Source organism: Hominibacterium faecale, assembly GCF_020734085.1.
GTDB lineage: Bacteria > Bacillota > Clostridia > Peptostreptococcales > Anaerovoracaceae > Hominibacterium > Hominibacterium faecale.
The window spans coordinates 238,666-250,789 of sequence record NZ_JAJAGH010000009.1 but is presented as its reverse complement, the minus strand read 5'-3'; the positions used below and the strand labels follow the sequence as shown (position 1 = coordinate 250,789).

The 12,124-nt window shown below is 46.0% G+C and carries 9 protein-coding genes and 1 tRNA gene; 7 read left to right on the top strand and 3 right to left on the bottom strand.

Annotation, left to right across the window (positions count from 1 at the left end; genetic code table 11):
• The first annotated feature begins 19 nt into the window (after positions 1-19).
• The 3 genes from LG211_RS14240 (at position 20) to LG211_RS14230 (ending at position 4,204) form a co-directional block, all read left to right on the top strand.
• Positions 20-1,240, top strand: coding sequence for a saccharopine dehydrogenase family protein (locus LG211_RS14240; RefSeq protein WP_227755454.1), 1,221 nt, complete (start codon positions 20-22; stop codon positions 1,238-1,240).
• Between the two features lie 87 nt (positions 1,241-1,327).
• The gene (locus LG211_RS14235; protein WP_269477842.1) at positions 1,328-2,083 is read left to right on the top strand and encodes a YdcF family protein; all 756 of its coding nucleotides are present in this window, start codon (positions 1,328-1,330) and stop codon (positions 2,081-2,083) included.
• Positions 2,084-2,206: 123 nt separating this feature from the next.
• Entirely contained in the window at positions 2,207-4,204 is a 1,998-nt protein-coding gene (locus LG211_RS14230) for a leucine-rich repeat domain-containing protein (RefSeq protein WP_269477841.1), read from the top strand.
• 71 nt (positions 4,205-4,275) lie between these two features.
• On the opposite strand, the gene LG211_RS14225 is transcribed toward LG211_RS14230, so the two are convergent.
• Positions 4,276-5,691, bottom strand: a complete 1,416-nt coding sequence (locus LG211_RS14225; protein WP_269477840.1) for an amidohydrolase — start codon at positions 5,689-5,691, stop codon at positions 4,276-4,278.
• A gap of 71 nt (positions 5,692-5,762) precedes the next feature.
• Complete coding sequence (locus tag LG211_RS14220; protein WP_227755450.1) at positions 5,763-7,016, bottom strand: MFS transporter; 1,254 nt, start codon at positions 7,014-7,016, stop codon at positions 5,763-5,765.
• Between the two features lie 271 nt (positions 7,017-7,287).
• On the opposite strand from LG211_RS14220, the gene LG211_RS14215 reads away from it, so the two are divergent.
• Positions 7,288-8,685 carry a sigma-54 interaction domain-containing protein gene (locus LG211_RS14215; RefSeq protein WP_269477839.1) on the top strand — a complete coding sequence of 466 codons (1,398 nt, stop codon included), beginning with the start codon at positions 7,288-7,290 and terminating at the stop codon, positions 8,683-8,685.
• A gap of 432 nt (positions 8,686-9,117) precedes the next feature.
• Positions 9,118-9,193 (top strand) — tRNA-Ala (locus LG211_RS14210).
• 442 nt (positions 9,194-9,635) lie between these two features.
• Here the strand turns inward: LG211_RS14210 and LG211_RS14205 are convergent.
• The gene (locus LG211_RS14205; RefSeq protein ID WP_265333486.1) at positions 9,636-9,770 is read right to left on the bottom strand and encodes a hypothetical protein; all 135 of its coding nucleotides are present in this window, start codon (positions 9,768-9,770) and stop codon (positions 9,636-9,638) included.
• A 452-nt stretch (positions 9,771-10,222) separates the two neighbouring features.
• Here LG211_RS14205 and LG211_RS14200 point away from each other — a divergent pair, with 452 nt between their 5' ends.
• Positions 10,223-11,353, top strand: a complete 1,131-nt coding sequence (locus LG211_RS14200) for a WG repeat-containing protein (protein ID WP_269477838.1) — start codon at positions 10,223-10,225, stop codon at positions 11,351-11,353.
• Between the two features lie 16 nt (positions 11,354-11,369).
• Positions 11,370-12,119, top strand: a complete 750-nt coding sequence (locus LG211_RS14195; RefSeq protein WP_148397636.1) for a hypothetical protein — start codon at positions 11,370-11,372, stop codon at positions 12,117-12,119.
• Positions 12,120-12,124 lie beyond the last annotated feature (5 nt).

Here is a 12,124-nt window from a genome sequence, read left to right as displayed (position 1 = left end):
TGAAAGAAGAGGAGAAAAAATGAAAAAGATTTTAGTATTAGGAACAGGAGCCCAGGGTTCGACCGTTGCACAGAGAATGGACGAAGAGCCAAATGTCAGTCAAATTATTTGCGCGGATGCGGATCACAAAGCGGTAGATGAGCTGGTGAAAATTCTCAAAAAAGCCAGCGGCGCTTATGTGGATGCGGACGATATCGATAGCATCATCAAAGCAGCAGAGGGCGTGGATCTCATCGTTAACGCTCTGCCCATCCGCTTTGCACCCAAAGTCTTAGAGGCAGCAATCGCTGTAAAGGCCAACTACCAGGACTTCGCTGCCACGGATGTCCTGGATTCCTGGTGGCCCAAATGCGTAGAAATGATGTATGAGGATTACGGCAGACGTTTCAAAGAGATTGGAAAAACCGCCATTATCGGCACCGGCTCCGCGCCTGGCATGATGTGCGTTGCTGCCAAGCGGTCTATGACGCATTTGGATACTTGCGACGATATCCTGATGATGGTTTACGAAGGCGTGGAAGCCAAACGGTTCCTGCCCTTCTGGTGGTCCCCTTTCACTGCCCTTTCCGATATGACCGACCCGACTTTCGCATTGAAAGACGGCGAACTGGTAGAAACAGAACCCCATTCTCTGCCAGTGACCAGACATTTCAAAGGCTGTCAGGGACCTGTCACTTTGGTAGAGCACGCTCATGACGAAACGGTTTATATGGGGCTTAACAAAGATACCCATTTCAAGGGAGCTAAAAACATCAATTTCAAATACGGCGGCGTGGGCATCGACTTTTCCACACCTCTGTATCGGGCCGGGCTTCTATCAAGAGAAGAAGAAACCTACAAGGGACACACCTTTATTCCCTTTGATGTGATTGTATCCCATCTTCCGCCGGCGCCCAAATACCATGACGAGATTAAGGAAATTCTGGATGAAGGTCTGGTGAAAGATGAAGGCGCTTTTGTTGTGGAAGCTGTGGGTATGAAAGACGGCAAGCGCGTGCTGGTGGAAACCTATCTCTATGCCCCAGGCTGCGTAGAGTCCTTTGAACGGGCTGGAATCACAGGGGAAATGTATCTCACCGGACAGTGCGGTTCCTTGTTCACTAAGATGTTTGTCAATGATGAATATACGCAAAAGGGGCTGATTTCCTCCGACATGCTGACGGATGAAGAATGCGGCAAGTATTTGGATTATGCGGCCCAATTGGATATTACGCTGGAAACAGAGGTTAAAACGTTGTAAAATAGAAAAGAAGGTAACACATAGCGGGGTTCTGAGCTTGCGTCCATTCAAGCTCAGAACCTTTTTGCAGAATCAGGGGTGAAGTTAATGGGAAAAGGAATTTTGGCGAAAGCATCGCTGGCAGCAGGCATCTTACTGCTGCTGGACGGGCTATATGTGGCAATTACCACCAACCTTAATATGGGAACAGCGCTGACTTTGGCCGCAGGAGCCTTGCTGACGGCTTGGGGGATTTGGCGTGAGAAAATAGCAGCCCTTACGGCAAAAGGGTTTATACGCATTGTAAAATATGCGGTGCTGGCCGGAGTCCTATTTTTATTGGGGATGATTCTCTTTCTGGCTGCTGCCGCCCGCGGCGATTCTATGAATTACAAGGAAGATGCGGTTATCGTACTGGGCGCGGCGGTACATGGGGATCAAGCTTCGCGAACCCTTTCCCATCGGCTGGATCAGGCTGTCCAATATGCAGAAAAAAATCCTCGCGCAATGATTGTGGTGAGCGGCGGCCGGGGACCTCAGGAGGAAGTGACCGAAGCCTCTGCAATGGAACGATATTTGATGGACAAAGGCATATCAAAACAGCGAATCGTCAAGGAAGAACGGGCGACCAGCACTTACGAAAATTTCAAATTTTCCCGTGAGATTTTGGACAAGCATTTTAAAGGGGCATATACCTGTGTGTTTGTAACAAGCGATTTCCATTTGTATCGAGCTAGGAGCATCGGCGCGGCGGCCGACCTTGAGGCCAAAGGCCTGGGAGCAAAAACAGACTGGTACAATCTGCCGCCGTCTTACTTGCGGGAGTCGCTGGCTGTGGTCAAGTTTTGGATGATAAAAAGGTAATATTTGAAAATTTCGAATCATCCATTAAATTTCTTGATTCTGCAAGATCTATCTGATAGAATTTAATAACTATCCATATCCCATAAATAGAAAGATCAATGCAATTCCTGGAGGGAGGCAGATATGAAAAAAACTTTTAGGTTATTAACCTTTCTATTTATCTTATTGATAACATTATTTGTTTCGGCGAGTATTGTTTCGGCACACACAGAGAATGTCCAGGCGACGGATGTCAAGTACAAGGCAGAGGGAGGATATCTTTATTTTAATAAAGAGACCGGAACGGTTTCCGGCGCAGATGAAACGGTCATAAAGGCCTCTATTCCGGAAGAAATTGCCGGACATAAAGTAACAACAATCGGCGCAGGGTGCTTTAATGGATGTTTGTCTCTTAAAACGATTTCGTTTCCTGCTTCTGTGCAGTTGATCGAGCCGTCTGTTTTCGTTTCCTGCCCTTCACTAGAATCGATTCATGTGGACCCTTCTAATGCTGTTTATGAAACCATCGATAATGTACTTTATAATGCGAAAGAAAAGAAGCTGATTCGTTATCCGGAAAATAAGCCAGGAACTGGCTACCAGATAAGCGAAGGGACAGAAATAATTGGAAAATATGCCTTTCGGGATTGTTACAGCCTAGAGAATGTGAAGATACCCAATTCGGTCCTGTACTTAGAGGCCTTTTCCTTTCAAGGCTGCAACAGTATTGGCGAAATTAAAATCCCTGAGGGTGTCAAACAGATAGAAAGCGGTAATTTTGCCAACTGTATTAACCTTGAAAGGGTGATTCTGCCTAAAAGTCTGGAAAACCTCCAGGCATCCAATTTTGTCTATTGTCCGAAACTCAAAGCAATCGATGTTTCCGATGAAAACCAGCAATACTGCGATATGAATGGGGTATTGTTTTCAAAAGATCTTAGCCGATTATACTGTTATCCGGCAGGAAAACCACAAACCTTCTACTTGATTCCGCAAACTGTAAAAGTTGTGGAGTATTCAGCTTTCAACAGCAGCAGGAATTTGAGGCACATTGACATGAGCGACGCCGTGGAGAAGATTTTTGCCGGCGCATTTAACCAGTGCACTGGATTGGAAATAATCAGGCTCTCGGACGGGTTGTCCACGATGCATCAAGCATTTATGGACTGTAAAAAATTAAAGAGCATTACCATTCCTCCAAAATTGGAGAAGTTAGATGGATGGATGTTTACTGGCTGTGAGAATTTAGAAAGTGTGTATCTTCCTGAAAACATTCAGATTGAGGATGACTATGCATTTGAGTATTGTGATAAGGTAAGGCTTTATGGGGCGATGGGGTCGCCAGCAGAAGCTTATGCGAAGAGAAACGGACTGCCCTTTTTCGATATTTCTCAAATACAATATCGAAAGCTATCGGTAAGTGCATCAACATTTCGATATAATGGGCGAGATCAGAGACCGAAGATTTCTGTGGAGGGATTGTCTGAGGGAAAAGATTATTCTCTGATCAAACCGGATAACAGTGTAAGGGCCGGTTCTTATACGGTTGAAATCAAAGGCATGGGCGACTATACCGGAAGTAGGACGGTTACTTATCAAATTATGCCGGCGCCTATTTCAAATGTGCAAATCACAGGACTGATGACAAAGTATACCTATAAAGGAAAAGCGATTACACCATCACCACGCATATTTGCCGGAGGAAAAGAGCTAAGAAACGGAAGCGACTATACAGTCTCCTATTCTAAGGGACGGAAAAATGTTGGGATTTATACCTTAAAGCTAGCCTTTCGGGGTGATTACAGCGGCTCCTTGTCAAAGCAATATACCATTGTTCCCAAGAAGACTAATCTGTCTAAGCTGACTGCAGGGAAAAAACAGCTTCGCGTCAAATGGAAAAGACAAAGAACGCAAGTAACGGGGTATCAGATTCAGTATGCTACTAATAAAAAATTTACAAAAAAATCCGTAAAAACCACCACCGTTAAGAGCAATAAGACAACTTCAAAGAAAATTAAAAAACTGAAGGCAAAAAAGAAGTATTACGTAAGGATTCGTACCTATAAAACAATTAAGATAAGCGGCCATACGAAACGAATTTATTCACAATGGTCAAAGGTTAATGTTAAAAAAACAAGATAACAAAAAACAAGTGATAAATTTATTCGTGCACCTTTTTCGCTGTTATGAAAAAGATGCACGAACTTTATATTTTAAGGCTGCATTTCAGGTGTCCGGAACTTCTCCATTTCTGCATAGTTGGCATCCGTTGCAGGCAGGATGCTTTCATCAAAGAGCGGTTGATAGACCCTTCCATTCAGTCTCGTTTTCAGCTCATCCTTTGCTTGCTGGAGCAGTGGGGGATTTTCTGCCAGTTCGACCGCAGTACATGCCAATAGTTTGGCTGCCAAAGAAGCGGTAACTCTTCCAGCATTGCCCCCGGCAAATTTGGTTACCACCCAGTTGTGCCATCCCAGTCCATCGGGCACCAGTTCTACCATGGCAGTATCCATCGGAGCAAACCAGCTGTACTCTGAGGAGTCGTTGACCGGCATCTTGGTGCAGGCAAAAGGTGCCAATTCTCTTCCCATTGGGATGACAGGCACGCCGTGTTCGTGTTGTATTTGCACAGCAGTTTTTTGATCTTCCTCTGAAAACACTGGTGTGCCCACATATTCAAAGTTGCGGAGCATGGTCCTTGAAATGGTTTCGTTGGGGATTTTTTCGTGAATCATGGTGATGAGTTCCTTGGTGACCGCTGTTTCCGTTGCCAGGGAGATTCCGTCGGCACAGTTATCGACTCTTCGTTTCAACTCCTTAATTTCCTCTGCTGTTCCCATTCTACCGATGCACCACAAGGTTGCCTTTTCCGGGACAACGTTGGGCGTGCCGCCGACATTTTCAAAAGTATAGTTGAGCGTCGTTTCACCTCCGGGTGTGCCGGGAAGTAAATGCTCCCTCAGAAACTCCAGCGCATTTCCCATGAGCATAGCTGCATCCAGTGCGCTTTTTCCAAACCAGGGAGCATTCCCGTGGGCGGTAGCACCCTTAAAGTGGTATTTGCAGTTGAAATATGCGGTGCTTTCATTGTACCCGGCTTTGCTGTAGGCCATGGGATGCCAGTCCAAAACGCAATCTACGCCGCGGAAATATCCTTCTCGTGCTAGAAACGGTTTGCCGATGCACAGCTCCTCGGCAGGAGTTCCAAAGATTTTTAAGCGGGCCTTTAACCGACCGGCATCGATCAGCGATTTGAGCGCAGCAGCGGCCATGATGCCGCCGATGGACATCAGATTGTGTCCGCAGCCATGACCGGGAGCGCCTTCCTTCAGGCTGCATCTGTGGGATTTGTCTTTGTCCTGGGATAATGTCGGCAATGCGTCGTATTCGCAGCTAAACCCAATAACCGGCCCTTTGCTGCCGTATGAAGCAATAAATGCAGTGGGCATTCCGGCGACGTTCCTTTCTACTTGATACCCTGCGTCAGTCAAAAAATTAGCCAATAGGTTTGATGCAAAATATTCCTGCATGCTCAGTTCAGGATGCTCCCATATGGCATCGGATATTTGAAAAAATTGGGTTTGATTCTCTTCGATCCAGCGGATTGCTTGTTTCTTTTTTTGTTCCATACTCTTCCTCCTATTATCTCTAAACAGTCGCTGCAACCACTTACACTAAATGGTAAACCAAAATCAGGCAGTTAATAAGTGTACTTTTTCCTTAACTTAAAGCAGATAACACGGAATACAACCACTACAGCCATCATCGCCGCGGCAATGCACCAAAACACCACATAGCTTCCGGTAATATCATAGATGACGCCGGCAATGGTGCCGCCGATAGCGCCGCCCAGATTGGTAGCCATGTTCATGGCAGCAACGATGTTTCCATAATCCTTTTCGCCGAATAATGCGTTTACCAGAAGAGGCGGGCAGACCGTAATACCGCCGCCGCCAATACCGTAGCAAATGACTGCTCCGAATACGAACACATTGGGGTTCATCGGCATCAGGGCCAGGGAAAGAAAGCCCAATCCGAATATTGCGCCGGACAGAATGGAGCCGAACTTGGTACCCAGCTTGTCGCAGATAAAACCAATAAAAATTTTTCCAACGGCCAGCATGCCCAGGTTGAAAGAAGCAACGAGAGCTGCTTTTTGCGTGCTGAATCCGCATTCGATAAAGAACGGCGCTGAATTGAACAGAATCGCGCTGGAACCAAAGACCATCAAAGTAGCGGTAGCCAAGATGAGCCAGAACATTGGCGTTTTTATGGCTTCCTTTATGTTCATCCCTGCAGCATCTTCAACCGCCTTTGTTTCTTCTGCGGTTTCACCCATTCTTGTAAAGCCGCGCTCCTGCGGAGTTTTCACAAGGAAGAGCAGAGAGACGAAAGCGACAATTCCAAACATGCAGGCCAGTGCGATATAGCCGGTCCTCCATCCCGAATTGGTTATGACCGAATTCAGGATCGGCAGAATCACCAGGCCGCCTACTCCGCTGCCCACAAAGCAGAATCCCATGACCGTGCCCCTGACTTTTCCGCCGAACCAGTTATTTAGAATAATGGACATCGGAAGTACCGTGCAGTTGGTAAAGCCGACGCCGATCAAAACTGCGCCGAAGTAAAACCAGTACACAGCCTTTGCCCATGCAAAGAGCAGATAACCGACAGCTGCCACAAGGGCAGATATCACGACAATCAGCTTTAACCTTCCCTTCGCCATGCGCTTGCCAAAATATGCAGTCACAACAACGGCCGTCAATGTCAGCACGGTCTGATAGAGCAGAAAAGAGCCCCGATCAATGCCAAAGGCTTCCGTTACTGGCACTACAAAAACGCTGGTTATGGAAATTGAGCCTGTATAGGCCAGAGACATGAGGATAAATCCGACGATCATCAGAATCCAGCCATAGTAGAATCTTCCGTTTTGCTTTAAACCTACTTTGTTCATAATGCATTTCCTCCTAAAAAATTATGATAAAATCATTTGCCAATAAGCTAAACGCAAATCCCATGCCATAAAAAAACGCAGTTTTCATAAAGAATCGGGCCCAATTGACGCAAAATGAGTAAGCCGACGTCGCTTATACAAAGGGAGATATGCGAAATTGCATATTATAAGGCAAAATATTGTTGAAAAAGATTGGAATTTAGATGTAATTATGCTATAATGCATAAAATATGAAAATAAGCATAAATTACTGAAATCATGGAGCCTTCCGATGAAAAATAAACAAAAAAAATTTATTGAAAACAGAGAACTATTGAGGTTTATAATCGACCAGTCGTCCAGCGCCACCATCGTGGTCGATAAGGATGAGGAAGTGATTATGACCAATCAAGAACACGAGCGGATGACTGGTTATTCGGGAAAATATCTCGTTGGAATGACCCTGGGCGAGATGATTGAGCAAAAAATTATCCATGACGCGACGACAAGAAGAGTAATGGACAGAAAGGAAACGGTGGTATTGGAACAGCTGTCGTATAAAAATGACGGGGAAGGGATTTCGCGGATGGTTAAAGGCGTTCCCTATTTTGATGAGTCGGGAGAAATTCAATACGTCATATGCTACATCTTTGATACCAGTGAAAAGCGGAAAGTGATTGAGGATTTGACTTCCAGCAATTTGAAGTACAGTATGGAATTGCTCCAATTAAAGAACGATGCTGCTAAAAAATTAGGAATTGTTTATAGAAGCGCAGTAATGAAGAATATTATTGATAAGGCAGAAATTATGGCCAAGACGGATTCAACGGTTTTGATCTTGGGTGAATCCGGTGTGGGTAAAAGTCTTCTTGCAAGATTTCTGCATAATAACAGCAATCGAAAAGCAGGCACTTTTTTAACCATTAATTGTGGTGCAGTCCCTGATTCGCTGATTGAATCGGAGTTGTTCGGGTATGAGAAAGGCTCTTTTACAGGGGCATTAAGCGGCGGAAAACAAGGGCTTGTGGAAATGGCCGATGGCGGTACGCTTTTTCTGGATGAAATCGGTGACATGCCTTATGACTTGCAGGTAAAACTGCTGCGCCTGCTGCAGGAAAGAGAATTTTTCCGTATCGGAGGAACCAAGCCGGTTATGGTAAATACTCGAATCATTGCTGCAACCAATGTAAATCTGAAGGAGAAGATAAAAGAAAAAAAGTTTCGAGAGGACTTGTATTATCGATTGAACGTACTGGAACTCAACATTCCGCCTTTGAGAGAACGACCGGAGGACATTCCGCCTCTCGTCGAAACCTTTAAACAGAAATTCAACGAAGTTTATCAACTGAAGAAAGAAATCACCGGCGAAGTTCTGACTTTTCTTTCCAGAATGGAATTAAAAGGAAATGTACGGGAACTGGAAAATCTCATAGAGCGGCTGATTTTATTTTCCAATAAAAAGACCATTACCCTGAGCGATCTTTACGGAATTATCGATTTGAGCCTGGAAGATACTTTTAATACGGATTTGAGGATTGCGAACCGCAGCTATAGAGAGATTTGTGAAGAGTTGGACAAACAAATATTCACAGAAGCTAAGAAGCTCTATAAATCCACAACCGAAATCGGAAATCGCCTCGGTATCAACCAATCGACGGTTTCACGCAAATTGCGAAAATATCACATTTGATCTGCGGACGCACTATCATGATTTTCCGTAGAATTTCGTGGGGCTGTCGCATTAACGAAAACGAATGCGATGTGCCCTTTTTTTGATCCATTTTGTGGACTGTTGGGAAAGGAGCGGGCCCTTTGGGCCCGGATTAATAGAGGGGGAAAAGCAAAATCATTGCTGGGAAAGCTGCCAGGTACAGATCACGATGATTTGCTCCCGTCCTCGATTCCCGGCTTAGTTCCCCGGCCCCGGTTCTCCGAGAACGTGACGCTCAAGGATTCAGGGATCACGATGATCATGATTACTGCGACAGCCTCTCTGGTTGCGGCGGCTGGCCTGTAGGGCCTCCCTGGTCAAGCCTACTGGCAAGGGTAATAAGAATTCATTTTTCTATTGCCATCTTCGAATCAATCGTGCTATAATAGTTCCGTTAAATTAATCCGGCTTGGGGAATTAGCTCAGCTGGGAGAGCGCGTGGTTCGCAATCACGAGGTCAGGGGTTCGATCCCCCTATTCTCCACCATTTGAACGTTGAAATTTCAACGTTCTTTTTTGATTGTATAGCGATTCCTAAATTTCATGGGGCATAGGCTTGCGTAAAAAACTTCAAATAAATTCAAGTTTTTACGCAATTTTCAACGATTGCACCCTCTCAAAACCAGCCAAAAGCCGGAAATCCTGCCACTTCTCAATATCAGACCCCGCAAACCCACAACTTTGTGAAAAAAACCAAACCATTTAAAAAAATTTTCCCGGCCCGGTCCAGCCTGACTCAACACCAACACACCACAAAGGCAAAACCCTTAGGGGGCCTTCCCTTCTCGCCTCAACACTCGGCGAAATGTGCGCAAAAAAAGGACATATCACATTCATCACGCATTTATGTGATATGCCCCATTCTTGGTTATCCCCAAACAAATGTACCATCTAAACGCTCCGGCCCAATCCCAGCCGCCGCAATCTCGTTACTTTGTCGTGCCTGGTTCGTATGCGATTAAGACAATATTTTGATTGGTTTCATTACGCAGCTTTTTCTGAAACTCGTTGATTTCCGCCACCTTTTCCGCGGACAGATCCGCTACCCTAAAATCTCTATCCATGAATACCACCTCCAACAGTAGTGTGTGGAGGATAGAAAAATTTATACGATAATCTCCATTGGGTGCGGCGCTGCCGCAGGGGAATAAAATACAGAATCTTGCTGCGACGTTATACGATCCTTACCACATTGCCAACCTTCGTCCTCGGCGCGCTTACCGACTTCGCTGTGCTGCTTTTTTGCCATCAGAGCTTGCAGAACAGCGACAGCTGCGCCACATTCTTTCGACTTGTGAGCTGAAACTTCTCCCGAGCCATTTATCCCAGGCACGACGCCCAGCTGGGATTCCGCCAACAGTAATATGCAAAAAACGCAGATCAATAAAGCCTTCCCAACAAAGCAAATGCGCATTGACAAGCGCATCCCTATGTGCTATTGTACTATATAAATAATACAATAGCACATGCAACAAATTAAACGGAATGTCACGATTCATAGAGGGAGGAAAGAACTATGAGGATTCGCCTTAAATACATCTTCATTCTCATAGCAGCAGTAATTGCCACCGCAGGCGCAGGGACAGCCTTTCTGGCAAAGAGCTATTCCGAAGAGGTTCAGCTGGTGCGGTCGCTGAAGCCGGTTGAGCTGGCGGGCATGGATTCCCTGATTCAGCTGGTTCCCATGGACGGGGCGGAAAATCGTTTTGTTGCCGAAGGCGAAGAGGATGGCCGGCTCTTCTACGCGCTGACGGACCGGGATGGCAGCTGCGTGGCAGAAGCCGGCCAGTACGATTATATCGATTTCCAGGGAGACAATGACCGCTATTTATTTCAACAAGGTGAATATTTCGGCTATTTGAACCAGGACGGCCAGCCTGTGATCCCGGCCCGCTATAAAGAAGGCAGCCCCTTTGTCGAAGGCTGGTCTGTGGTATGGGATGAAACGCAGGACTGCATCATTGACACAAAAGGAAAGACCTGCTATCGGGCAAAACCCAATCAGAGGCTTACCATGCTTCAGGACGGATATTTTCTAATGGAGAACGGCTATCAGCTATGGGTCGGCAGCGTAACGAACAAGGAAACGCTGTTCTATTCGAAAAAAGGAATGAGCTTTGACAGTTACAGCGAAGGCTTCTTTTGGTTCTCCCAGGATCGGGATGACGGTGAGATACGGCTCTTGTGCTATAACGCAGACTTTCAACAAGTATTCAGCGACAAAACCATCCAAAGGACCAGCGGCTTTTCTGATGGACGATGCTTTATAGAAACGGGCGAGGGGGAAAAACAGTGTATCGGTGAAAAGGGAAATACGGTATTCCAGCTAAAAAGAGACTGGCTGACAGGCACGTCCCAGTTTTCCCAGGGACTTGCCTGGATCAATGACGGAAAAAATAACAACTGGTTTTGCGTCAACACCAGGGGCGACCGAGTTTTCAGTCTTTCCGGAACATACAGCGATTGCGGAGCATTCGAAGACGGTTATGCCCTGGTGATTGATGATGACTATGACAACCTGAAAAAAGGCCTGGCTGACAATCGGGGAAAGCTCGCTTTGCCTGTCTGCTTTGAGTCTGTGTCCTGGACAAAAGGAAGGACTGCGGTCGTAGGATATGAAGGAAAGCTGTATTTTGCAGACTTTTAGAGGGGAGGCGAACATAATGCAGAAAATGTTTGACATGAATCTGCGGCTTATAAAACGGCAGATGATTATGATGATTCCGGCCATCCTTTTGCTGGCAGCAGGCGCGAAAATGATCTATCAAACGACCTATTATTCCGATATCAGCGATTGGGAAAAAAGCGCTGCAGCAGCAGTTACAGCCGTCGCAGCCGCGGCCATTTTGTTTCTGATCTTGTACGAAGCCCATCTGCTCTTTCATCGAACTGTATTCGGCCATGACTCTAACCTTTACATGGCACTGCCTGTTCGCACAAAAAATTTGATTGCCTCAAAGATACTGGCTGTGTGGGTTCAAACAGCAGCGGTGCAGCTTTGCACATTTCTGATGTTTCTGTATCCCTGGGAAAGCCAATATATACCTAGACTGATCAAATCCTGGATGCTGGACGGCATGCCGATTTGGCAGGCGGGCGTCAGCGGGCTTTTGCTGACAGCGCTCATCTTTGCTGTGCCGGGTATGGTACTGAGCCTGCTGTTTTTTGTCTATGCCTTACGCCATATGGCGCTGGGTTCCCAAAAGGGTCCGATTGCTACAGCAGGGATTTTTGCAGGGTCTGCAGCCTTGATCGCATTGCTGGGACGGCTGGCTTACAAAATGTTTGTGCGTATAGGCGGCAGCTATGAGATTACCCGCGGGTTGATTTTGGGATTAGTGATATGCCTTGCTTTGACTTCAGCAGCTTTGTACTTGAGTAAAAATATCCTTGAACACAAGCTGAACATTTGATCTGG

Bases quoted from the DNA above. Each gene is read 5' to 3' on its own strand.
- LG211_RS14200 (WP_269477838.1), top strand. From the start codon at position 10,223: ATGAGGATTCGCCTTAAATACATCTTCATTCTCATAGCAGCAGTAATT.
- LG211_RS14240 (WP_227755454.1), top strand. From the start codon at position 20: ATGAAAAAGATTTTAGTATTAGGAACAGGAGCCCAGGGTTCGACCGTT.
- LG211_RS14225 (WP_269477840.1), bottom strand. From the start codon at position 5,691: ATGGAACAAAAAAAGAAACAAGCAATCCGCTGGATCGAAGAGAATCAA.
- LG211_RS14215 (WP_269477839.1), top strand. From the start codon at position 7,288: ATGAAAAATAAACAAAAAAAATTTATTGAAAACAGAGAACTATTGAGG.
- LG211_RS14195 (WP_148397636.1), top strand. From the start codon at position 11,370: ATGCAGAAAATGTTTGACATGAATCTGCGGCTTATAAAACGGCAGATG.
- LG211_RS14230 (WP_269477841.1), top strand. From the start codon at position 2,207: ATGAAAAAAACTTTTAGGTTATTAACCTTTCTATTTATCTTATTGATA.
- LG211_RS14205 (WP_265333486.1), bottom strand. From the start codon at position 9,770: ATGGATAGAGATTTTAGGGTAGCGGATCTGTCCGCGGAAAAGGTGGCG.
- LG211_RS14220 (WP_227755450.1), bottom strand. From the start codon at position 7,016: ATGAACAAAGTAGGTTTAAAGCAAAACGGAAGATTCTACTATGGCTGG.
- LG211_RS14235 (WP_269477842.1), top strand. From the start codon at position 1,328: ATGGGAAAAGGAATTTTGGCGAAAGCATCGCTGGCAGCAGGCATCTTA.